This window comes from Saprospiraceae bacterium, from assembly GCA_016712145.1.
Taxonomy (GTDB): domain Bacteria; phylum Bacteroidota; class Bacteroidia; order Chitinophagales; family Saprospiraceae; genus Vicinibacter.
In genome coordinates, this window is sequence record JADJRO010000003.1 from 635135 (window position 1) to 658188 (window position 23054).

The following is a 23054-nucleotide window of genomic DNA, read 5'->3' on the forward strand; positions in this document are numbered from 1 at the left end:
ATTTATAAAATTTTACAAAATGAACAAGATATTTACAATACTCATTTGTGTTTTTACTATAGCCATTGGTTTTAGTCAAAGTCCTGCTTTTAAATATCAGGGTGTGGCCCGTAATGCTCAAAATGCAAGTTTGAACAATCAGGCAATTGCCTTGCGTTTGACGATTTTGAATGCTGGCAATTCACCTGTATATTCTGAAGTACATACCGTGACTACCTCTGCCATCGGTTTATTTAGTGTGAATGTGTGTCAAGGAACTACTCCTACAGGTTCTTGTTCAACAATTGATTGGGCCGCAGGCGGTTTCCAGTTAAAAGTTGATATGGATGTTACAGGAGGTGCGCAATTTGCCCCTATGGGAGTTTCTCCTATTCTTGCAGTGCCGGTTGCTGCGTATGCAATCAAAGCACAATCAGCTGTACAAGGGGATGCAGATTCAAACCCACAAAACGAGTTGCAAAATTTAACATTTACGCCTGCAACAAACATGTTGGCGATATCTCAAGGAAATTCTGTGGATTTGACCGGTTTAAAAAATGATGCCGATTCAGATCCTGCCAATGAAATTCAAACTTTGGTTTTAGATACTACTACCAACCAACTTATTTTAAGCAAAAATGGCGGTATCGTAACATTGCCTACTGGAGGTGCAAGCCTTTGGACTAAAAATGGCAATCTACTCAGTTATGTAGATGGAAGTCAAAGCATCGTTTTTGATCCTAAAGGTGGCGCACCAACCAATCAGGCTTCATTGGCTTTAAATTTCCGTCCCAATGCAATCCATCGCACCGTTTCCGGTCCGACGGATTGGTTCGAAGAATTTTGGACAAAACCTGCAAATGCATTAGGTAAAGAAATTGCCTATGGTTCTTATGTAAAAGAATATCCAACTACGTTTGCTCAACATTACTTGCGTTTTGATAAAGACACATTCCAACTTGGTAGAATTACCAATACCTTGAATGGCAGTTCAAAAAGCAGCGTAACCAATGAATTTGTATTATTAAATCAAGGATATAATGGTGCAACTGCCGTTAAAATTTTAGGTGTAGTAAACAGTGCATTTGACGGAGTAGGCCAAATCTACAATGCAGTAGGTGGCAGACCAGGGGGTGTCATCACAGCAGCCAATGTAAATAATACCGTTGTACCTTATGTAGGCGTGTTTAATCCAAATAATGCAAGTCAATTAATTGGTGGAATTTATGTAAGCGGAACACAATCCGTTATTGCAGCCAATGTTAAGAATTTCTGGATGGATCATCCAAAAGATCCAACTAAAGAAATCTGGTATGCATCCATTGAAGGACCAGAAGCAGCAGCCTATGAAAGAGGAACTGCTCAATTGGTAAACGGTGAAGCATTTATACCATTTTCTGAGCATTTTGAATTGGTAATCAATCCATCCACAATGACAATAAACCTAACTCCAGGTTCAGCTTCTTCTGAAGGCATGGCTGTAATAGAAAAGTCAGCTAAAGGAATTAGAGTAAAAGAGTTGCGTCAGGGTAAAGGAAATTATAGTTTTGATTGGGAAGCTAAAGCTGTACGTAAAGGCTATGAAGATTATAAAGCTGTACGCATAAAAGGATTGGAAACTCCAACTCCGGTAAGAATTCCAAGTTCAATTCCAGAAATCAATCAGGCTTTCGAAAGACAAGATTAATCTCATTCTATTATAAATTTAATTAAAGCCTTTGGAGCAATCTGAGGGCTTTTTTTATTTAGAGCTGTTAAGCTGTTAAGCTGTCAAGCTGTTAAGCTGTCAAGCTATTAAGCTATCAAGCTCTATTTAGTCTATAGCCTGTAGTCTGAAAAGAAAAATCTGTGGAAAAAACTTTGCGTCTTTGCGGCTCTGCGTGAAAGTATTTTAGTTGGTAGGTGATAGTTGTTAGTTGTTAGGAAAAACTTTACGTCTTTGCGACTCTGCGTGAAAGTATTTTAGTTGGTAGGTGATAGTTGTTAGTTGTTAGGAAAAACTTTGCGTCTTTGCGTGAAAGCGATTAAGCTGTTAAGCTAATAAGCTTAAAAGTTCTATTTAGTCTTTAGTCTGAAGGGGGAAAAAACTTTCAGTTGTCAAGACGCTCTCCTCCATTTTAGTATTGCAGCATTTCAACATTGTAGTATTGCAGCATTGTACCATTTCCCTTAAGACTTCCTCTCTACAGACTAATTAAATCAGGAGTCAGCAGTCAGTAGTCAACAGTCAAAAAATTATAAATTCCCCCTTAATTCTTGTTCGCGCTCGATGGCTTCAAATAGGGCTTTAAAATTTCCTTTACCAAATGATTTGGCACCACGACGTTGAATGATTTCAAAAAATACGGTCGGTCTGTCTTGGACAGGTTTGGTAAATATTTGAAGCAAGTAACCATCTTCATCGCGGTCAACTAAAATATTAAGTCGTTTGACTTCTTCCATGTTTTCGTCAATATGTCCAACGCGATCCATTACGGTTTCATAGTAATTGTCAGGTACATAGAGGAAATCAACCCCATTTTTACGAAGTTGGTCAACCGTTTTCAGAATGTTGTCTGTTTCAATCGCAATATGTTGTACCCCGGCTCCACGGTAAAATTCAATGTATTCTTCAATTTGTGATTTTTTACGACCAGCTGCCGGTTCGTTGATTGGAAATTTAATGTAGCCATTGCCATTGGAGACCACTTTACTCATCAAGGCAGTAAATTCCGTTGAAATATCTTTATCGTCAAAGGTGATTAACAATTTAAATCCCAAGACATCCTGATAGAATTTAACCCAACGATTCATTTGTCCCAATTCAACATTGCCAACACAATGATCGACATAATTCAAACCAGTTGAAACGGATTTTAAAAGACTTTCTTTTTTAACAAAGCCTGGTAAGAATATGCCCGAATAATTTTTTCGTTCGACGAGGGTATGGATGGTTTCACCGTAGGTTTTAATTCCTGCCATTATGACTTCGCCATGATCATCTTTTAATGAAATGGGCTCAAAAGCAGATTCAGCCCCTCTGGATAGAGCGGTTTCGTAGGAACTGCGAGCATCTTCAACCCATAAGGCCAAGACCTTAACGCCATCTCCATGTTGTTGAAAATGTTTATTGATTTCATGATCAGGAAATAGAGACGAAGTCAGGACAAAACGAATTTTATTTTGTTTCAAAACGTAGGAACAAAATTCACGATTTCCAGTTTCAGGTCCTTTGTATGCAATCAATTCAAATCCAAAAGCTGTTTGATAATAATGAGCAGCTTGTTTTGCATTGCCGACATAAAATTCAATAAAATCAGTACCCAAAATTGGAAAAGCATCGGTTTGCGTTTGAGATTTTATTTCAGTGAGTGTTTGCATGATTTTAAAGTTTTGAAATTGTATAGAGCTGCGAACGAATTGCGATTAGTTTATTTTTTAATTAAATGCAGACGGGTGTAAAAAGTTTAGGAAGTAATATCATTAAGTTGCATACCCGCATTGGATGAACCAGCATCCAACCAGGACTTATAATAGGCACCATCTTCGATCCGTACGGCGTGTTCTGTCATGAGCAGGGGTTTAAACGTATCAATCATAACAGCCAGTTCGCGGGTTTCCTTTGCGCCGATACTTTTCTCTACGGTACCAGGGTGAGGGCCGTGTGGGATCCCTCCTGGATGTAATGTGAGCATACCCCGTTCGACATGTTTTCGGCTCATAAAATCGCCATCTACATAATAGAGGACTTCGTCACTGTCGATATTGCTATGATTATAAGGTGCCGGTATGGCGAGCGGATGGTAATCAAACAGGCGAGGCACAAAAGAGCATATTACAAAATTGCGTCCATCAAAAGTTTGATGTACGGGAGGCGGTTGATGGACCCTTCCGGTAATTGGTTCGAAATCGTGAATTGAAAATGCAAAGGGATAGACAAAGCCATCCCAGCCTATCACATCAAAGGGATGATTCAGATAGTGATATGGATAGATGTTGTCTTGTTTTTTAATATAGAGCAGAAAATCGCCTTTTTCATCGTGTGTTTCCAGCAAAGAAAGTTTACGAATATCCCGCTCACAAAACGGAGCATGCTCCATCAATTGTCCAAAACTGTTTCTATATCGGTTTGGAAACGTAATGGGTCCGGCGGATTCAATAATTAATAAACGATTTACAGGCGTATCAAAATGCATTTGGTAGATGGTGCCCCTGGGGATCACCAGATAATCACCATACGCAAATCGAATCTGGCCATACATTGTTTTCAGTATGCCGGTACCTTCGTGTACAAAGATGACTTCATCCGCATCTGCATTTTTAAAAAAGTAGCCACTGCTACTTTCTTGTGCTGCAGACAGAATAATCTGGCAATCATTATTAACCAGAATGGGTTTTCGACTTTTCAGATAATCCGGTTCTGGATCGATTTGAAAACCTTTCAGACAACGATGTTTCAGTTGTTTATCATGAATGGTTTTAGCTTTTACAGAATAGGGATCCTCTACTTGTACAATTTGAGTAGGTGCATTGCAATGATATAAGATGGAATATAAATCTGAAAATCCCTCTGTTGAAAACAGTTGTTCGTGATAGAGTGCGCCATTGGATTTCCGAAATTGGGTATGGCGTTTGGGAGGGATGTTACCCAGGTGATAATAATGCATACAGGATTACTAAATTTGGAGTTTAAAGGTACGATGAAATCATGAAACAGGTAGGTTGGCATTGGAAGATTCGGGGAAAAGTACAGGGAGTCTGGTACCGGGTATCTGCAAAGCAAGAGGCAGATCGCCTTGGCTTAAAGGGGCATGTTAGGAATGATCCAGATGGATCTGTCTGCATTTCAGTTTATGGCAGTGAAGAAGACATAAAGAAATTTAAAATCTGGTGTTGGAAAGGTCCTTTAAATGCAAAGGTTGTGTCAATAGAAGAAGAGGATCTACCGGTTATCGTATTGTCGGATTTTACAATACACAAATAAAACCTTATCAAACCCTATAAAAAAAATGCCGGTACGATTGACCGGCATTTGGTGTTCTGATAGTGTTGGATCTGAATTTGAAAATCAGATCGCGATAGGATTAAGAATAAAACATAGATCAAAATAATTACTATTTAATGAAGGAAACAAATAAATTCAATTGAATTTATTAAATACTGTTATTAATTTATTTAATAAGGCCTTTGGTTTATTAGATCTTAAAAAATATAAAAAACTCTTTAAATTTCTGATTTTGATTGAACATGCTGTTTGAATGATTGAATACAGCGGTTTGTTTATTAAGATAGAAAATGAATTTTAAAAGATGCTAATAAATAAATTTATCTAGCAAGAAGCCACGATTCGCAATAGGAATTTTAAGGAATCCAATTTATATTTGTTAGTGCGAAAGCTAAAATCCAACATGTCAATAAAGAGTATAATTTATTCTGGAATAATTATATTACATAATTTAATAAGCATAATAATCTCCAAGTTACATTAATTGATAAATCTGTATTGCCTGTATCTGAATCTCGCAGAGAAGAATTATTATCTCTATACGAAAAAATTTAATGTTTGTTATTTTTGTAAAATCTGCCACTGAAGCACGCTTCTTCTTCATGCCAGGTTTTTATAGCCATATTTGAGTTATTAATAAGCTCTATAATTTCATTTTTATAATATCTTTTGGCGTTGCTTGGAGAATACCAATCAAAATTTGTAATTTTACTTAATTCAAAGCCCCAATCATTTTTCCAAAAACATTTTAAAAAGTTCCAATAAATAAATCTTTGAATGTCGTATTCTCCTCCTTTGATATTTAATAATGGTATATCGGGTGCTTTAAACGTTACATTTAATTCTGATAATGTTTTCCCAAGTATTGTTAATTGTTCGGATAACTCCCACATTTCTTGATCAGGTATATTGTGGGTTTTGATCCGAAAATAATCGTCAATTAATTCTCTTGGCAGTGCCTTTTTTCTGTAAAAGTAGCAAGCAAATTCTCCATTAGTAGAGGTAATTTCTGATAGATGTAAAAATGTTTTTTCAGGATTTTCTGTATGCATAATTACTTGATCGCAAACCACAAAATCACATATATTTTCTTTGAGATGCGAATTTGAAATATCAGCCTTTAAAAAAAACAAGTTTGGTATATTTAGGTAATTTGATGCTGCAATATTTATAGAGTCAGAGATGTCAATTCCAATTACAGTGGCGTGCGGTGCTAATTTACTTAACCAATAAGATTTATAACCTAATCCACAGCCAGTATCTATTATTAAGTTTTTATCTTGTAGAAAATTGGCAAGATTATTTTCATCATTAAAACCGTATAATTTTAGAAACCATTCATATTGAAAATTATAAAGTCTATCTAAATCACTAATATTATTAGTATGATTCCATTTGGAGCTAAAGGATTCTGTGGTTTGACTTTGGTTTGCTTCTAAAATATCGTTATTTTTATTTATATAAATTCGATTTTCAATAATTGTTATTGGTGATTTAAAATAGGTTTGTAACATTTTATTTCAAGTTTAATATTTTAAAAGGTCAAAATTAATTATATTGTATAATTATTTTATGTATTTTCAATATATTTACACTCCTATTTATAAATTTAAATAGGTTTTGTGTTACCTTATGTTTTAAACTTGAGTGTTAGCTGGTTTTTTATATTTAATGTTCAATTCAATAAAATACATATTTTGTAATATATATTTAGTAACTTAATTAAATGGATTTTTATCGAATCAAGCTAACAGTACCAGAAATAATTGAATTTGACTGATTAAAATGTTTGTATTGAATTGTATATGCAAATACTGCTGGGGACATTTTAGCTGAGTTAAATTGTCCATTCCAACCTTTTTCTACATCTTTAGACTCGAATACCATATTGCCCCAGCGGTCGAATATTTGTAGTATATAATTTTCAGGAGGGCAAGTAAATATTGGCATAAAAATATCATTGGATTGATCGCCATTGGGTGTAAATGCGTTTGGTACAAATACGGTCTGGGATTGTTTTGGCAATTTAACATTTACTTCTAATGGGAGACTGCATATTTTATCGGAAGTAACGGTTAATTTAATTGTACCATTTGATTTGAGTCTGACCTTGGAACAGGGAGGATCAAGACACTCAATTTTATCGGCAGGCGTCCAGGTATAGTTAGCACTGCCGGAAAGACTAAGGATGGTTTCCTCGCAGGGGTTAATTATAGGATCTGCGATCAGAGTGGGCTGTGATGGGGGTTCAATGGTGACCCAAATGCTATCAATTTTAGAATTGCATTTTTCGACAGAACTAAGATAAATATAATGGTTAAAAGTCGATTTAGGATAGTAATACGTGTTTAAATTGTGTATATCTGAAAATACACCACCGGTAGAATTCCAATTTGTAGGTCCTGCCCCATTATAAAAGCCATGTAGAAGAATCGAATCCGATTCACAAATGCTTATATCCATGCCTGCATTTAATGTATAATTCGTTTTAGAATCAATATGAATATAGGATAAGACAATGCTGTCACAACCCTTTAAATTGGTATATACTACTTGCACTGTATCGGATTTGGTATAATACTTCCCGTTAAGAAAGAAGCTATCGCATTCAGTATAATGGATCTCGGTTAGATCATTAGTATTAATTAATAAATTAAAATTAATCGTACTATCACATCCATTTTTGCTGGTAAGGAGTTGAGTATATTTACCGGATTGAGCATACAAGATATTGTTTAAAGTAAAGTTTTCACAAGCGACAAAACTGGTATCAATGGTTGTCTTGGGATAGACTTGTATCCAAATACTGTCGAAATACATTGAACAGTTGTTTTCAGCACTTATGTAAATAAAATGGTTGGTTTTAGTGTTTGGATAATAAACTGATTGTGGATTTAAGGAATTATTAAATGAACCAAAATTTGATCTCCAATTAAAAGTCGCTGAGCCATTAAATTGTGCATTTAATTGAATGCTATCTCCTTCGCAAATGCTTAAATCGCTTCCTGCTTCAAGAAGATATGAATTACTTAAATCGATGGTAACATCGGATATTATTATACTGTCGCATCCGGCTGCATTAATAAAATTAGTAGCATATTGACCAGATTGATAATAAACTGTATTATTGATTCTAATAGAATCACAGCCAGTAAATTTAATTGTATCGATACTTGATTTGTTTATAGTAAGTTTGAGATTGACGATACTGTCACATAAATTAACGGAAGAAAATAGTTGAGTATATTGACCGGATTGAGAATATAATTGATTATTCCACAAATAGGGATTGCATGAACTAATTGAGGTGTCAATAGACTTTTTTGGATTTATCTGAATCCAAATACTGTCTTTTCCGGTAGAACATTTATCGGTGGTTGAAATAAATATAAAATGACTTGATGATTGATTGGGTATATAAAGAGCATTTATATTATTTGGAGCACTAAAAGTCCCAAATTGAGATTCCCAATTTATAGTACCGGCCCCGGTATAATTTGCATTTAATTGAAGCGTATCCCCTTCACAAATGATACGATCCATTCCAGCATCAAGTACCTTCGTTGTACTTGAGTCAATTTGTATATTTAAAACAATGATACTATCACAACCAGCAGCATTAGTTAAATTGAGAACGAATTGACCCGATTTATAATATGTGTTGTTATTTATAGTTACAGAATCACATGCTTGAATTGCAATGCTATCTATACTTGGTGGCACTATTGTTAAACGAAGTGAAATGATGCTATCGCAATTTAAACTAGATTTTAATGTTTGAACATATTGACCAGAGCTTGTATATACTTGATTATTCCAATTGTAAGATTTACAACTACTAATTGAGGTATCTATTTTAATTAGTGGAATTACCGAAATTGAAATTGAATCAGTAGTCGTGCAACCGTTGGCGTTTGTAACTTTTAGTATATAAATTCCTGAATTTTTACTGGTAATATTATTAATTATTGGATTAAGATTTGTTGAAGTGAAGGAATTTGGGCCATTCCATTGGATGGTACCGTTATTGACAGTGGATAGGAATATTTGTTCTCCTTCACAAAATGCATTAGCTGCTAATATAATCGGAGTATCAGGGGGATCAGGAGCTTTTAAAGTAATACATTGCTTGCAACCAATATTGTTGTTCAATGTATAACATATCATATGATCTTTTCCATCAGGAAAAAGATTCGTAAGACTTATTTTCAAAGGATTGGTAGCCGGTAATGAATAAGATGCACTATGATTTCCATCAATCTCAAAATTAAGGGTTCCCAATTTGTTTAATTCCAGAGAATTTATAAATAAATTTATTGTATAATTGTTTATACTATCGGTACATTCAATTATTTGACTAGTCAACTGACTCTGCGGACAACAATCCGGTAAACCTAAGTTTAAATACACCCCATCCCATGTAAAGCTTTCATCATCATTGTGCTCAATCTCAATTGTACGTAAATTAGGTTGGAAATTATTAAACAAAAGAATATCCCCATCTCCTAAGTTATTTTGATCGTCTGCAATTAAAATTATTTCTTTTTGTTGATAAGTTACCTGAGTCGTACTTAAATTATAGATGCTTGGATCTCTGAATAGTTGTTTAATGCTTGCTACGTCTAATTGGTTATTAAATCTGTCATAGAAACGCAGTTTATTATATTGTGGGCCATTGAATCCTTTTTTGGAATTAGGACATGAAGCAATGTAAAATAATAGGCTATCAGGATTTTTAATTTTAGCAAGATCAAAGCGATGAATTAAAGTACCAATGCCATTTCCTGGCATGAAGGGTGCAGGCATTCTTGTTACAATTTTCGGTTGATACATATTGCTGAGAAATTCGAGATCGTATAGTCCTTTTAAATCTGATTTCATATCACAGTTTAAATAGGCGGTATCTCCAGCTCCATTTACTCCTTGGTATTGATGATTATTAGACAAGGACCAACTTAGCCATTTAATTTTTGTACAATTCATGTAAGACGGTGGATTTTGTACAATTGCAAGCGCCTGCTGACTTATAGAAATTGATGCTTTGTCTTTAATTAATTTAGGCAGTGGAGTTGGAATTGCAAAAAGGTTCATTATGCTTGCTGCATAGATTAAAATTGCTGTTCCAATTTTTCTATTTTTAAGGATCTGAATGAATTGATCCATTTTCACTTTTAGAATTTGCTCTAATATAATCAAATTGGAATTAATTTGCAAGTGAAGAGCAGGTTTGTAATCATATATTATTATTAAATATATGTATTATTAATTATAAAACAACTAATTACATAAAAAACGTAATTACTCAAATTCTAGTTCTTATTTTGTGTTAATGAAAATATTGGTAACTGGCGCTTCTGGTTTAGTCGGAAGTCATTTAATTAAGAAATTAGCATCTTTTGGTTACGAAGTTGAACGCTTACACAGCAGCAAATCCTCCACTGTTGATTTTACAAGTGATTGGAATTTTGACCAGGTAAATTCAATTCCTGATTGCATTATCCATTTAGCTCAGAGTCCTGATTTTAGATTATTTCCAGAGAAAGCAGTTGATATTTTTCATGTTAACACCCTAAGTACGTTGAAGTTAGTAGATTGGGCACATAAAAATTTAGTTTCAAAGTTTATTTTCGCATCTTCTGGTGGTATCTATGGATTTGGCCCAGAATTAAAAACAGAATCAGCACCTATCCAGTTTGATGCAGATCTTGGTTTTTATCTTACTTCCAAATATTGCAGTGAACTAATACTGGATAATTATAGTTCGTTTTTGACAATAATTCAGTTGAGATTATTTTTTGTTTATGGCATGGGACAAAGAAAGGATATGCTTATTCCAAGATTGATTGAAAATGTTCGGAGTGGCAATCCAATAACTATTCAAAATAATGGAGGAATGCAAACCAATCCAACGCACGTGAGTGATGTCGTAAATGGAATTTTTTCAAGCCTGAAACTAAGTGAAAGTAACACAATAAATTTAGCAGGGCCAGAAACACTTTCTATTCAACAGATGGTAACTATAATTGGAGATAAATTAAACTGCAAACCAACTATTGAAGTTGAAGACAAGGAAAGTACCCATTTAATCCCAGATTTAGTTAAGATGAAAGAAATCCTCGGTGAATCTCAAGTTAAATTTGAGGAAGGAATTATTGATTGTATTTAGTTTATTGTTGCCTTAAATTTATGAAAATTCTTTTTGCACCCTATAATATAGCTTCAATGCCTGCAATCACAGCGAAGGCATTGAATCAGCTTGGTCATGAAGCTGTTTGTATTGATTTTGCCAAGCATCCTTATAAAGAATCAAATCAATTTGTTATTGATATTGATTGCGATCAAGCATCAAGAAATGTGTTGAAAATTGTTTATTATAAACTTAAGTTTTTATTCGTACTAATTAAGTTATTGTTGTGGTGTGATGTTGTACATTGGACTTGGAGAAGTATACTTCCGTTTGGATTCGATTTATACTTGGTCAAATGGTTTAGAAAACCTCGATTTATAGAGTGGGTTGGAAGTGATATCCGAATTCCTGAAGTTACTAAAATCGAGAGCCCTTGGTATTGGGAAGCTTATAACAGTGGTTATGAATATAAGCATATAGAATCCTATCGACAATCTAAAGCCACACAACAGGTATTTTCTAAACTTGGATTTGTCCCCATCTTAACCCCAGAAATGCAGCTCTTTGTACTTCCTGATTTGTTTCCTATAGTCTACCCAATTTTTTATAGATGTTTTGAGAAAGAAAGGTATTTAATAAGTAAAAATAAACCTTCCAGTTCTACTAAGATAAGAATCCTTCATTCACCTTCTGCGAAATTTGCAAAAGGTTCAAACTATATTTTGCCGGTAATTGATGAATTATCAAAATTATACCAAATTGAATTTGTCATTCAGAATAAAGTACCTAGACATGAAGTTTTAAAGGCAATGCAGGAATGTGATATATATATAGATCAAATCGTATTAGGGAGTTACGCTTCTGCGGCAATAGAAGCAATGGCATATTGTAAGCCGGTCGTAGCTTATTTAATGCCAAGGGTTTTTGAAAAAGGAATTCCTACAGATTGTCCAATTATAAATGCAAATCCTTCCAATTTAAAAGATAAACTGATTGAATTGATTGAAAATAAAGAATTTAGAGATCGAAAAGGAAAAGAAGGAAGAATTTATGTTGAGAAATTTCACGATGCTGAAATAGAAAGTCGAAAGCTTATAACAATTTATAATTATAGCATTGACAAACTATAAATTTTAATTGCATTTCATCATGTACTTATTTGAATTGTAACGTTGTAAAAAATTCCCCAAAAAAAAATCCGCCAAAAAGCGGATTTCTATGTAGCCCGTAGGGGAATCGAACCCCTCTTACCAGAATGAAAATCTGGTGTCCTAACCCCTAGACGAACGGGCCGTTAAAAAAGGACTGCAAATATATAAAAGCTTTCTAGTTTAGATGAACCTTTTTGTTCGTTTTCTATTTTATTTGTACGCAATCTTAGTTACATGAAACGCATCGCTATTAATGGTTTTGGACGAATTGGACGACTGACTCTCAGGCGTTTATTACTTAATCCGGAGGTTCAGGTCGTGGCCATTAATGATTTAACGGATATCCCTACATTGGCTCATTTGTTTACTTATGATACCGCGCACAGGAAATTTCAAGGTACCGTAGACTACAATGAACACGCATTAATAATCAATGGTCAGGAAATTAAGGCCTTTATGATCAAGGATCCGCTTCAATTGCCCTGGGCTTCTTTACAAATTGATCTGGTGTTGGAATGTACCGGAATCTATTTAAGCCGCGATACAGCCGCCGCTCACCTTACTGCCGGTGCAAAAAAAGTCCTGCTTTCAGCTCCTCCCAAGGATGACAGCATTCCAACCCATGTATTGGGGGTAAATGATGATCAAATTGCTGATAATCAAACGATTATTTCTAATGCTTCTTGTACTACCAATTGCCTGGCTACGGTTATCAAAGTGTTGGATGATGCTTTTGACATCCAGTTCGCTACCATGAACACCATCCATTCCTATACCCAGGATCAACGACTTCAGGATGCACCCCACAAAGACCTCAGAAGGGCTCGCGCTGCGGCTCAGAATATTATTCCGACTTCCACAGGAGCTGCTAAAGCTGTTGAAGCCGTTTATCCTGCTATTAAAGGGAAACTGATGGCTTCATCATACCGGGTACCGATTATCACAGGTTCGATCATTGAGCTGGTTTGTAAAGTTCAAAAACCAGTATCGCGCGATCTGGTAAATTCAACTTTTAATGCGGCTTCCAATAATCAATTGAAGCATATTCTGGAGTATGCCACAGCTCCTTTAGTTTCTTCTGATATTATCGGCAATACGCACAGCGCAATTTTTGATTCGCAGCTTACAGAAGTAAATGGTGAGTTTGTAAAAGTTGTAGCCTGGTATGATAATGAAGCAGGGTATTCCGCACGATTCGCTGAGATGTGCGCTAAATTTGCATAATAAGTAAATCTCATGTTGAAATCATTTCAAGTAAACGACCGGAATGTTCTCCTCCGGGTAGACTTTAATGTCCCTATTAAAAATGGAGAAATCCAGGATGAAACGAGAATTGTGAAAACATTACCAACCATTCAGTATCTCATCCAACAAGGAGCTCGAATTATCATATTATCTCATTTGGGTCGACCTTTAAAAGAATTAATGCCTGACGGTTCCATTAATTATGGGAAATTTTCTTTGCAGCCCGTTGCCACCAAATTAGTGGAATTATTAAATTGCAACGTGTTGTTTGCTAAAGATTGTGGTGACACGGATACCCTGGCTAAAGTTCAGGAATTGCATTCCGGTGAAATTTTACTTTGTGAAAACACACGGTTTTATAAACAAGAAGAAAAAGGGGATGTCGATTGGGCTAAAAAATTAGCAAGCTTTGGTACATTTTATGTAAATGATGCATTTGGAGCGGCACATCGTGAGCATTGCAGCACTGCTACCATTGCGCGTTTTTTTGATAAGGATCATAAAGCCTTCGGATTTTTAATGCAAAAAGAAGTTGAAAATGGATTGCGGGTACTTAAAAATCCACATCGACCGCTTACGGCTATTATTGGTGGTGCAAAAGTTTCTGATAAAATTCAACTCATTTCAAGTTTGATGGATTTTTGTGATGCAATTCTTATTGGCGGTGGAATGGCTTATACCTTTTTAAATGCATTGGGCTTTCGCATTGGAAATTCTTTGTGTGAATTAGATAAACTGGATTTAGCAAAATCCTTGATTGAAAAAGCAAATGCAAAAAGCATTCAATTTTTATTACCTGAAGATTCTGTTGCGGGTCAAAGTTTTGCCAATGATACAAACATTCAAATAAGTCCGGACCAAAATATTCCGGATGGCTATATGGGTTTGGATATCGGTCCAAAGACGATTAAAACATATACACAACACATACTTAACTCAAAAACAATTATCTGGAATGGTCCAATGGGCGTATTTGAAATGGAGCATTTTGCAAACGGGACCAAAACCATTGCTGAAGCTGTTGCAAAAGCTACAGATCAAGGTGCTTATTCTTTAATTGGTGGAGGTGATTCCGTAGCGGCCATTAATAAATACGAGCTACAAGATAAAGTAAGTTTTGTCTCAACCGGCGGCGGTGCGATGCTTGAAATGCTGGAAGGAAAACAATTGCCGGGTGTAGAAGCAATACTAAATTAATTTAAACGGTCAATTAATAAAATCAACGATAAAATTGCTGTTGCCTGTGCAATAGAATCGGCAACTACCTTAGCCCAATCAACATCTTTGTGTTCTTTCTTTTCTTTTTGAAGCTTTGCATCTTTATAACCTACATTTATAACCGAACCTTTGTAAACTTTTGGATAGGTTCTGAAAAATAAAACCCGCCGGGTCCGTTCAATTTTTCCATTGGCGTGCTCAACCGTAATCTTTTTAGGATCTCCATTTCCTGAAATGCCGGCAGCATAATGATCAACATAGTATTTTGCATTTTTTCCTTCAAAATATGCAACAGAAATCGTGTTGTTATTGGCTAATAATTTATCAGGATATAAATCTTTCGCATTGGTAGCTCCTGCAATTCGAACCAAATCTTTTTGTTTTGGCACATTGATCTGATCATTTTCTTTCAATATAAAATCAAATCGGGAATCCGGTTTTTTCATTGCATCTTTTAAATCCAACACAACATATCCAATGCTGTCTTTGACCCGATACAAGGTAGCACCTTCCGGAAATGCTTCCAGGGTTAATCCACCGGCACGCTGTATGATATCTGAAATTTTTTCATTGGGATTTAATAAAGCATAGGGTCCGGGATATCGCACTTCTCCTTCTAAATAAACCATTTGCTGAAATTGGAATTCCGGTTGACTGCGTATCACAACAATATCATACGGATCCAATTGAAAATCTGGCAAGGCATTCCGTTCATCCATATCTCTGGCGGATACAATCGATTTTACAATGGTTTTCGTTGGTTCGTTGTTTTTTATAACGACTCGAAAAATATCAATTTTATTAGATGCCGCATAATATGTAAAACCTTTTGCCAAATTGATCAAATCATTGGCTGACATTCCTGAACCATAGGGATATCGACCGGGTTCTTTGATAGCACCTGAAATTTCAACATACGCCTGATCGGTAAAACTGGATTGCGATAGGACTACCAAACTATCAAATGCTTTTACAAAAATATTCTGGTCGGATTGCTGATTTTCCATCACATCTTTTATGCCGATCCGAATGATTTCATAATCTTTGGTATTATTGGATTTCATTCGAAATAAAAACGCATATGGAAATGCTTCCTGTTTGAGTCCTCCGGACAATAAGACCAGATCACGAACGCGGATATCATCATTCGGATTCAAATCAAATTTACCGGGCAATCGCACGGCACCGTCTACGTTTACATGCGTGCGGTCTGCATAAAATGATTGTTTGTAAATGGTCAATACATCTTGTGCTTGTAATACTTTATCTGCGTTGGCATCGCCTCGTAAAATTGCTTCAAGATCTATTCGTACCAAAGAGTAGGTTAAATTCGGATTGCGTCTTTTTAAAAATGCAAATTGTACATTGGATTGCGGTGTAAATTCAACGCGCTTGAGCAAATCGGATAATTTTAAACCGGGTTTAAATTGGTACGATGCTTCAGCACGAACTTCACCGGAAACAAAAACCACATCTTCTACCTGGGTTTTAATGGAGAATACCGTCAAACGATCTCCTTTTTTTAATATAAAATCACCTCCTTTTGCTAAAATTTCCTGATACGGGATGTCAATAATTATTTTGCGGTCATTCTGAATACGTTCCAATTGAATGGTTTTAAGAATGGCATTTTCCTGCAATCCTCCGGCATATTTTATTAAATGATTTAAATCTTCAGTTGCCAATAATTCATATTGAAACGGACGATTGATAGCGCCTTCAATTCGAACGACTTTATCAGCTACCGGTACCTGAATGATGTCATTGTTTTCAAGATAGTAATCTTTATCAGCTCCCGGATTTTGCATGAATTTATAAACATCTATCGTGCTGCTCTTTCCATTGCGAATCAGTTTAATACGACGTACGGAGCCTAAATTATTCGGACCACCCGCAGCAATCAAAGCATTAAAGGCAGTATTGATTGCAGGAATGGTAAAGCCACCGTATTGATATACTTCACCAAAAATATTGACATTGATGGTTCTGGAATAATTTAAACTGACATCAAATTGATTATTGGTAAATCGATAAAAACGCTTGAAATAATTATTCAACATGGTTTTCGCACGACCCAGCGTCACGCCTTTTAAAAAAATGCGGGGCATGCGTGTAGGTAAAATATAACCTTCTGCATTGAGTTCATACGTTTCGTTTAGTTGACTGTAGCCATAAATGCTTACCGTAATTTGATCTCCAACTCCCAATACATACGATGAAGGCGGTTTAATATCGTTTGCCTGGCGATAAAGTGCCAGACTTTTATTTCTGAATATATGTTGACCCCAAATTGCAACAGTATCCTTGATGATTGGAAGTTTTCCTTCCTGATCTTTCAAACTATCCAACTGAATACCGCCAACTTTATTTGGGATAACTGAAGGTTCTTGCTGTTTGTTTTTTGCCTGAATCCGATTTTGAATTTTATGGTCATCAATGGCAGTGGGTGCTGTTTTAGTTCGGTTTTCAGTTTTTTTCTTTGCTTCCAATTCTTTTACAGCAGTTTCAATTTCTGCTTGCAGCTGGATGGCTTGTTCAGCAGATAAGCAATTTGCCTGATCAATATCAATTCCTTTTTCTAGCAAATAGTCCCGAAGTTCTTGCTCGCTGATACCGGTTTTTTGTAATTCAGCAAGGGCTTGATTTTCCATTAACTTTCGTTGCTGAGCCTGAACCGTAGAAGGTAATTTGCCAATACCTAAAATAAAAACAAAACCCAATAGGATTGTTCTGTATGTCATAAACCGGAATGGATTGATGGCTGCATTCAGAAAAAGATCCATACGCACGAACTGGTTCATTTGTTGAGTTTATTAAACGCGTTGCAAATAATGTTGCTCATAGTATTTTAAATAATCACCTGAACTCACTTTTTGTAACCATTCCGGATTGTTTAAATACCAGTCAATGGTTTTTTGAAGTCCATCCCGCAATGAACAGCTAGGCTGCCAACCGAGTTGGTGTGTTAGATAACTAAAATCAATTGCATAGCGCAAGTCATGTCCCGGTCGATCGCTTACAAATTGAATGCGACTGGCCGAACTTCCTGCCGGTCTGCCCAATTTTTCATCCATCAATTCACAGAGTAACAAGACCAGGTCAATGTTTTTCATTTCGGATGCACCGCCAATGTTGTAAGTCTGTCCGGGTATGCCCTGATGAAATATTAAATCAATAGCAGCTACATGGTCTTCAACCCACAACCAATCCCGTACATTTTCTCCTTTTCCATAAACAGGTAATGGGTTTTGATTGAGGATGTTGTTAATAATTAATGGAATTAATTTTTCAGGAAATTGATTGGGTCCATAATTATTCGAACAATTTGAAATTAATGCGGGAAATTTATAGGTGTGAAAAAATGATCTTACTAAATGATCTGATCCGGCTTTAGATGCAGAATATGGTGAACGAGGATCGTAAGCGGTCTTTTCAGTAAAATATCCTTCAGTCCCCAGGGAGCCATAAACTTCATCCGTGCTTACATGATAAAAACGATTTGCTTTCGTGGGATCTGTCCAAATGGCTTTAGCGCACAACAATAAATTAAGCGTACCCAATACATTGGTTTTAATAAATGCAGTCGGATCTGAAATGGAACGATCGACATGGGATTCAGCGGCAAGATGAATTACCGCATCCGGTTGTATGGATTCAAATAAAGTTTTTAAATTATCAAAATCAACGATATCCGCTTTTACAAAATGATAAGTGGAGGCATGCTGGATGTCTATTAAATTTTCAAGATTTCCGGCATAACTCAATACGTCTAAATTGTAAATCGTGTAATCAGGATATGTGTTAACAAAACGTCGCACCAAATGCGAACCAATAAATCCGGCACCTCCGGTTATTAAGATCGTTTTTTTAGTAAAGGCCATGAAATTAAACGACAACTTGTTTAAAATATTCGTAGGTCATTGCTAAACCTTCTTTTCGACCTACTTTGGGTTCCCATTGCAATACCTTTTGTGCGATGCTGATATCGGGCCTTCTTTGTTTAGGATCATCTTCCGGTAAGGGATGGTAGGCGATCTTTGATTTTGTGCCTGCAACTAATTTTAAAATTTCTTCTGCAAATTCTTTCACAGTAATTTCTTCCGGATTTCCAAGATTTACCGGATAACTGTAATCACTTAATAGAAGTCGATAAATTCCTTCAACCAAATCGTCAACGTAACAAAACGAACGCGTTTGTGATCCATCGCCAAAAACACTTAAGTCATTTCCTTTTATCGCCTGACTAAAAAATGCGGGCAATACCCTTCCATCTTCAACCCGCATGCGGGGTCCGTAGGTATTAAAAATTCGCACAATGCGCGTTTCCAGATTGTGGTAGCGATGGTAGGCCATGGTAATCGCTTCCTGAAATCGTTTGGCTTCGTCATAAACGCCGCGTGGTCCGATTGGATTTACATTCCCCCAATAATCTTCCCGTTGCGGGTGTACCAGGGGGTCACCATAGACTTCAGAAGTAGAGGCTATCAGCAAACGAGATTTTTTTTCTTTTGCCAAACCCAGTAAATTATGAGTTCCCAATGAACCGACTTTTAAAGTTTGAATGGGCATTTTTAAATAATCGATCGGAGAGGCCGGCGATGCAAAATGCAGGATATAATCCAGCTTACCCGGTACATGGACAAAACGGCTCACATCGTGATGATAAAATTCAAATTCTTTTAAGCGAAACAAATGTTCAATATTGGCCAGATTGCCGGTTATCAAATTGTCCATTCCAATAACCTGATAGCCTTCTTTAATAAAACGGTCAGAAAGATGCGAACCGATAAATCCTGCCGCTCCGGTGATTAATATTCGTTTTGTAGCCATAGCTGCCACAAATATAAAAATTCAGAATGAAATAGTTGATAATCAATGAAGAATACAATAAATAAAATATATATGTTATTTTTTATATATACTTATTAAGCTAAATATTAATAAATTATAAATAATAAAAGCTGGTATTTGAATCGAAAAATTGAGCTGGTTACGCCTAAATTTTACACCGGAAGAATTCAATTCTCCGTGATCTTAATGGCAGTCCTTTTAAAAACTGAAATCGGGAAGCCACATGGAGCTCGAATGTCAGATAGATTTAGGGATTGGAGATCTGCTCGCGAGGGCAATGATATACGAATTTACACCGAGATTTAATAAGCGCAAACACCACGTTTATGGTGTTGCTCTAGCATTTGTAATAAATGGAATCAATCTGTTCAATTCGATTGTCATCTGGTTGCAAAGATTTCTTATTTCATCATTTTTAATTATTCCGATATTCCTTACAACTGTAAGCATCGTATTGGCGTCAAAATTATTGTTAGCGGCTTCTTGTGAATCTAATGGGAAATGGGCCGAGGCATTATGGAGATTAGCAAAAATCATATCTTTAGATGTTTTTAAATTATCGATTTTAAATAACTTAAAAAACGCCCCAGCAGCATATATAGAGAATGTTACACTTTCGCTTGCTGCTATGTTTGGCCTTTGTGCAATAAGAGCGTATGTATTACCAGACATTAAATGTAAATCCCTTTCTAATTTCAATAATCTTTCTTTATGGGTCTCATAGTCCTTTTTTTGTTCTTCGTATTTGTTTTTATAGGCCTCCTCAAAAGATTCGATATTCTTCTCGATAACTTTAAGAAAATAGGAAAATCCGACGATGGTTAGCACAACAAATATTAGCGACATATACATAATCATTCTGTCAGACTCCCTATTCATCATATCTGCGAAGGATTGTCTTTCATTATTTATATTTTCTAATTCTAATAATAAGCTATCGTTTTTAGTAACCAAATTCTCATTGAGTTTGACTTGATTGGAAATAACTTTATTGCTTGTAATCAAGATATTCACTTTAGATTTTAAACAAGCCATTTCTATAAATGCTATGGTGGCTAAAGATGTCGCAATGAACACAAAATAGTCTTTCAAAAATTTAAGCATAATAGCATAATTTCCTATTTATCAACAAATTACATACCAGTTTAAAAATAGTGTAAATTTAATCTCAAAAATATTTGGAAATCTCAATAAATGAGCATAAATTTACACCATGAAACAATCGAACATGATAGGCGAATTTAAAACGATCTTTGATTTAGCTAAGGCTTTCCCAACAGAGCAAGACTGTTTAAATCATTTAGAATCAATACTTTGGGCTGATGGTGTAGTTTCTCCTTTTGATGCAACTAGTAAGGTTTACAAATGTGCTGGTGGTAAATACAAATGCAAGAACACAGGTAAATACTTCAATGTTAAAGTTGGTTCCATTTTCGAGGACACTAAAATCCCTATGATTAAGTGGTTTATGGCTTTATTCATATTTTCAAGCCACAAAAAAGGACTTAGCAGCCACCAATTAGGTAGGGATATTGGAGTTACTCAAAAAACTGCTTGGTTTATGTTACACCGTTTACGCTATGCTTTTGACCACCCAGCTTTCAAAGAAATCATGGGAACAAATCCTGTAGAAATAGATGAAACTTACGTAGGGGGTAAAGAGAAAAACAAGCATTTCCATAAAAGAAACAAGCAAACTGGAATGAATGACAAAGCCCCTGTATTAGCAATTTTGGAAAGGGAATCTCATGTAGTAACTGTAACCTTGCCAATAGGTCAGTCCAATAAAAAGACAATCAGACCAATTATTGAAGAAGTTGTAAACGAAAATGCTGTAATTGTTACGGATGGGTTTGGAGCCTATACAACGTTAAAAAATGACTTTGCAGCTCATTTCGTAGTTGACCATGAGAAAAACCAATACACAATTGGCGACATGCATACAAACACAGTAGAGGGCTTCTTTTCACATTTAAAAAGAGGTATTTACGGAATTTACCACCACGTTTCAGATCAGCATTTACAGAAATACGCAAATGAATTTGCTTTACGTTACAATACCAGAAAACAAACTACAAATACCAGATTTAACCTAATTTTGAATAACATTACCACCAGAGTAAGATACCAAGACCTTATCAATCATGGAAAATAAAAAGACCAAAAAATTTAAAGATACCCTCCCAGTTGAAGGGAAAATAAAGGCAGAACCGATCAAAAAAAAGGACTTTGATAAAACCCTTTCAGCTCTTTTGAAAACGCCACCTCCGCAAAAGAATAATTCCTAATAGTTAATTCTTTGACTTGAAAATAAACTGGCTATATTGGATTTTACTTCTGGTGACTTTGGTCACAATAAAACTCCTTTATGGTTGTGATGCTGAATGCATAAATAGAGTAAGCATTATTGGAACAGGAGCAACAATTGCGGGTTTGTTATTTGTATTTATTGAACAGTTTAAGATAAAATCAAATTTAAAAATATTAAAGACAACCACTTTTCAGAATCATTTAATGTATGGGCTGCAAATTATAGAAATTATAGAGTGGCAGCTAAAATCTTCTCAAGACTATTTACTTATAGAGCATCTTTTTAAAAAAGTAGTCGAAAATATTAGTGAATGTAAAAAATGTTGTGCAGAAGCAGATAGTAGAGAGATTAATGATTTGTCAGAAGAGGCAGCTAAATGGAATTCACGAATAGCAACAAAAGTATTTGTTGCATCGAGTCGATTTAATGATGTAAAATTTAATAATTATTTAAGAAAACTTAGATCTTTTATAATATCAAAAAGGCCTATATATGGAAATGTCAGATAAAGAATATTTGGAAAAAAGAATTGAGTTAACCCAAAAGGGTTTAATGGATTGGGAATATAGCCCAGATCAAGAGTGTTTTTCATCAGGTAGCTCAGATGTTTTTTGTGCAATATGTGAAGCCGAGACAGAGAACGGAACAAAAGCATACGTTTATTGCGATACCGACGAGAATGGACTTTTATATGAAGATCCAATTAAATGTAAAGATGGAGACGCAAACTATGAAATAATACACCAATTATTTGATGTTGCTAAACAAAGTGCAGAACACAAAAAACCATCGGTTAGTAATCATTCTTAAAATTGAAACCCTTCAGTGTAAATTCGTATATCATTACCCTCGCGAGGGGTTTTATGTTATTACCGAGTTCCTAAGAAAAAGATATTAAAAATGAATTGAGTACAAAGATTATTCTTGGAAAAAACAAGGATTAAATTTTTAAATATTTAATTACAGTATGACTGTTTTTTCCAATTAAAATTAGAATGTAAAAACCAGCTGGTAATTCATTTGTTTCTATTTTATCAATAATTTTGTTTAGTAAGTTATTTAGTACAGGTCTGCCGCCCATATCGAAAATAGTTAACCTGGAAGAACAAAAGTAATATAGTAAAAAAGTATAGGCGATTTTAATTAACATGTAATTACACCAGAAAGTACATGTTGTGAACAAAATTT

Annotated in this window: 19 protein-coding genes and 1 tRNA gene; 10 read left to right on the forward strand and 10 right to left on the reverse strand. The window is 35.3% G+C overall.

The window, feature by feature from the left end:
* Positions 1 to 19: 19 nt before the first annotated feature.
* A complete protein-coding gene (locus IPK91_15280; protein ID MBK8298607.1) occupies positions 20 to 1666 on the forward strand; it encodes a hypothetical protein in 1647 nt (548 codons plus the stop codon).
* A 548-nt stretch (positions 1667 to 2214) separates the two neighbouring features.
* On the opposite strand, the gene hppD is transcribed toward IPK91_15280, so the two are convergent.
* Together hppD and IPK91_15290 are read right to left on the reverse strand one after the other, a co-directional pair.
* A complete protein-coding gene (gene hppD / locus IPK91_15285; protein ID MBK8298608.1) occupies positions 2215 to 3339 on the reverse strand; it encodes a 4-hydroxyphenylpyruvate dioxygenase in 1125 nt (374 codons plus the stop codon).
* 86 nt (positions 3340 to 3425) lie between these two features.
* Positions 3426 to 4625: a homogentisate 1,2-dioxygenase gene (locus IPK91_15290; GenBank protein MBK8298609.1), complete on the reverse strand. Its 1200-nt coding sequence runs from the start codon at positions 4623 to 4625 to the stop codon at positions 3426 to 3428.
* Positions 4626 to 4666: 41 nt separating this feature from the next.
* Between IPK91_15290 and IPK91_15295 the strand changes: the two genes are divergently transcribed.
* Entirely contained in the window at positions 4667 to 4942 is a 276-nt protein-coding gene (locus IPK91_15295; GenBank protein MBK8298610.1) for an acylphosphatase, read from the forward strand.
* A 572-nt stretch (positions 4943 to 5514) separates the two neighbouring features.
* On the opposite strand, the gene IPK91_15300 is transcribed toward IPK91_15295, so the two are convergent.
* Positions 5515 to 6477, reverse strand: a complete 963-nt coding sequence (locus IPK91_15300) for a class I SAM-dependent methyltransferase (protein ID MBK8298611.1) — start codon at positions 6475 to 6477, stop codon at positions 5515 to 5517.
* Positions 6478 to 6697: 220 nt separating this feature from the next.
* Complete coding sequence (locus IPK91_15305; GenBank protein MBK8298612.1) at positions 6698 to 10126, reverse strand: gliding motility-associated C-terminal domain-containing protein; 3429 nt, start codon at positions 10124 to 10126, stop codon at positions 6698 to 6700.
* A 166-nt stretch (positions 10127 to 10292) separates the two neighbouring features.
* On the opposite strand from IPK91_15305, the gene IPK91_15310 reads away from it, so the two are divergent.
* Entirely contained in the window at positions 10293 to 11129 is an 837-nt protein-coding gene (locus IPK91_15310) for an NAD(P)-dependent oxidoreductase (protein ID MBK8298613.1), read from the forward strand.
* Between the two features lie 20 nt (positions 11130 to 11149).
* Complete coding sequence (locus tag IPK91_15315; GenBank protein ID MBK8298614.1) at positions 11150 to 12220, forward strand: hypothetical protein; 1071 nt, start codon at positions 11150 to 11152, stop codon at positions 12218 to 12220.
* 91 nt (positions 12221 to 12311) lie between these two features.
* On the opposite strand, the gene IPK91_15320 is transcribed toward IPK91_15315, so the two are convergent.
* Positions 12312 to 12383 (reverse strand) — tRNA-Glu (locus tag IPK91_15320).
* A gap of 92 nt (positions 12384 to 12475) precedes the next feature.
* Between IPK91_15320 and gap the strand changes: the two genes are divergently transcribed.
* Both gap and IPK91_15330 read left to right on the forward strand, forming a co-directional pair.
* Positions 12476 to 13465 carry a type I glyceraldehyde-3-phosphate dehydrogenase gene (gene gap / locus IPK91_15325; GenBank protein MBK8298615.1) on the forward strand — a complete coding sequence of 330 codons (990 nt, stop codon included), beginning with the start codon at positions 12476 to 12478 and terminating at the stop codon, positions 13463 to 13465.
* A gap of 12 nt (positions 13466 to 13477) precedes the next feature.
* Positions 13478 to 14683, forward strand: coding sequence for a phosphoglycerate kinase (locus tag IPK91_15330; GenBank protein ID MBK8298616.1), 1206 nt, complete (start codon positions 13478 to 13480; stop codon positions 14681 to 14683).
* Here IPK91_15330 and IPK91_15335 read toward each other — a convergent pair.
* From IPK91_15335 to IPK91_15350, 4 genes are all read right to left on the reverse strand, one after another.
* Positions 14680 to 17505 (reverse strand): SLBB domain-containing protein, encoded by a 2826-nt coding sequence (locus tag IPK91_15335; protein MBK8298617.1) that lies wholly within the window; start codon positions 17503 to 17505, stop codon positions 14680 to 14682. The two genes, IPK91_15330 and IPK91_15335, sit on opposite strands and share 4 nt — an antisense overlap.
* 12 nt (positions 17506 to 17517) lie before the next feature.
* Positions 17518 to 18585, reverse strand: a complete 1068-nt coding sequence (gene rfbB, locus IPK91_15340; GenBank protein MBK8298618.1) for a dTDP-glucose 4,6-dehydratase — start codon at positions 18583 to 18585, stop codon at positions 17518 to 17520.
* A gap of 4 nt (positions 18586 to 18589) precedes the next feature.
* Entirely contained in the window at positions 18590 to 19534 is a 945-nt protein-coding gene (locus tag IPK91_15345; GenBank protein ID MBK8298619.1) for an SDR family oxidoreductase, read from the reverse strand.
* A 345-nt stretch (positions 19535 to 19879) separates the two neighbouring features.
* On the reverse strand, positions 19880 to 20647 hold the full coding sequence (locus tag IPK91_15350; GenBank protein ID MBK8298620.1) for a hypothetical protein: 768 nt from the start codon (positions 20645 to 20647) through the stop codon (positions 19880 to 19882).
* A gap of 136 nt (positions 20648 to 20783) precedes the next feature.
* On the opposite strand from IPK91_15350, the gene IPK91_15355 reads away from it, so the two are divergent.
* From IPK91_15355 to IPK91_15370, 4 genes are read left to right on the forward strand one after another with little or no spacing between them, the layout of a single operon-like run.
* A complete protein-coding gene (locus IPK91_15355; protein ID MBK8298621.1) occupies positions 20784 to 21710 on the forward strand; it encodes an IS1595 family transposase in 927 nt (308 codons plus the stop codon).
* Complete coding sequence (locus tag IPK91_15360; GenBank protein MBK8298622.1) at positions 21700 to 21843, forward strand: hypothetical protein; 144 nt, start codon at positions 21700 to 21702, stop codon at positions 21841 to 21843. Before IPK91_15355 ends, IPK91_15360 begins: the two co-directional genes overlap by 11 nt.
* Positions 21844 to 21859: 16 nt before the next feature.
* Positions 21860 to 22375, forward strand: coding sequence for a hypothetical protein (locus IPK91_15365; GenBank protein ID MBK8298623.1), 516 nt, complete (start codon positions 21860 to 21862; stop codon positions 22373 to 22375).
* The gene (locus tag IPK91_15370; GenBank protein MBK8298624.1) at positions 22359 to 22676 is read left to right on the forward strand and encodes a hypothetical protein; all 318 of its coding nucleotides are present in this window, start codon (positions 22359 to 22361) and stop codon (positions 22674 to 22676) included. Before IPK91_15365 ends, IPK91_15370 begins: the two co-directional genes overlap by 17 nt.
* Before the next feature lie 130 nt (positions 22677 to 22806).
* On the opposite strand, the gene IPK91_15375 is transcribed toward IPK91_15370, so the two are convergent.
* Positions 22807 to 22947, reverse strand: a complete 141-nt coding sequence (locus IPK91_15375) for a hypothetical protein (GenBank protein MBK8298625.1) — start codon at positions 22945 to 22947, stop codon at positions 22807 to 22809.
* Positions 22948 to 23054: the final 107 nt, after the last annotated feature.

Bases quoted from the DNA above. Each gene is read 5' to 3' on its own strand.
- IPK91_15295 (MBK8298610.1), top strand. From the start codon at position 4,667: ATGAAACAGGTAGGTTGGCATTGGAAGATTCGGGGAAAAGTACAGGGA.
- IPK91_15310 (MBK8298613.1), top strand. From the start codon at position 10,293: ATGAAAATATTGGTAACTGGCGCTTCTGGTTTAGTCGGAAGTCATTTA.
- IPK91_15330 (MBK8298616.1), top strand. From the start codon at position 13,478: ATGTTGAAATCATTTCAAGTAAACGACCGGAATGTTCTCCTCCGGGTA.
- IPK91_15335 (MBK8298617.1), bottom strand. From the start codon at position 17,505: ATGAACCAGTTCGTGCGTATGGATCTTTTTCTGAATGCAGCCATCAAT.
- IPK91_15280 (MBK8298607.1), top strand. From the start codon at position 20: ATGAACAAGATATTTACAATACTCATTTGTGTTTTTACTATAGCCATT.
- rfbB (MBK8298618.1), bottom strand. From the start codon at position 18,585: ATGGCCTTTACTAAAAAAACGATCTTAATAACCGGAGGTGCCGGATTT.
- IPK91_15300 (MBK8298611.1), bottom strand. From the start codon at position 6,477: ATGTTACAAACCTATTTTAAATCACCAATAACAATTATTGAAAATCGA.
- IPK91_15305 (MBK8298612.1), bottom strand. From the start codon at position 10,126: ATGGATCAATTCATTCAGATCCTTAAAAATAGAAAAATTGGAACAGCA.
- hppD (MBK8298608.1), bottom strand. From the start codon at position 3,339: ATGCAAACACTCACTGAAATAAAATCTCAAACGCAAACCGATGCTTTT.
- IPK91_15375 (MBK8298625.1), bottom strand. From the start codon at position 22,947: ATGGGCGGCAGACCTGTACTAAATAACTTACTAAACAAAATTATTGAT.
- IPK91_15290 (MBK8298609.1), bottom strand. From the start codon at position 4,625: ATGCATTATTATCACCTGGGTAACATCCCTCCCAAACGCCATACCCAA.
- IPK91_15360 (MBK8298622.1), top strand. From the start codon at position 21,700: ATGGAAAATAAAAAGACCAAAAAATTTAAAGATACCCTCCCAGTTGAA.
- IPK91_15355 (MBK8298621.1), top strand. From the start codon at position 20,784: ATGATAGGCGAATTTAAAACGATCTTTGATTTAGCTAAGGCTTTCCCA.
- IPK91_15370 (MBK8298624.1), top strand. From the start codon at position 22,359: ATGGAAATGTCAGATAAAGAATATTTGGAAAAAAGAATTGAGTTAACC.
- gap (MBK8298615.1), top strand. From the start codon at position 12,476: ATGAAACGCATCGCTATTAATGGTTTTGGACGAATTGGACGACTGACT.
- IPK91_15315 (MBK8298614.1), top strand. From the start codon at position 11,150: ATGAAAATTCTTTTTGCACCCTATAATATAGCTTCAATGCCTGCAATC.
- IPK91_15345 (MBK8298619.1), bottom strand. From the start codon at position 19,534: ATGGCTACAAAACGAATATTAATCACCGGAGCGGCAGGATTTATCGGT.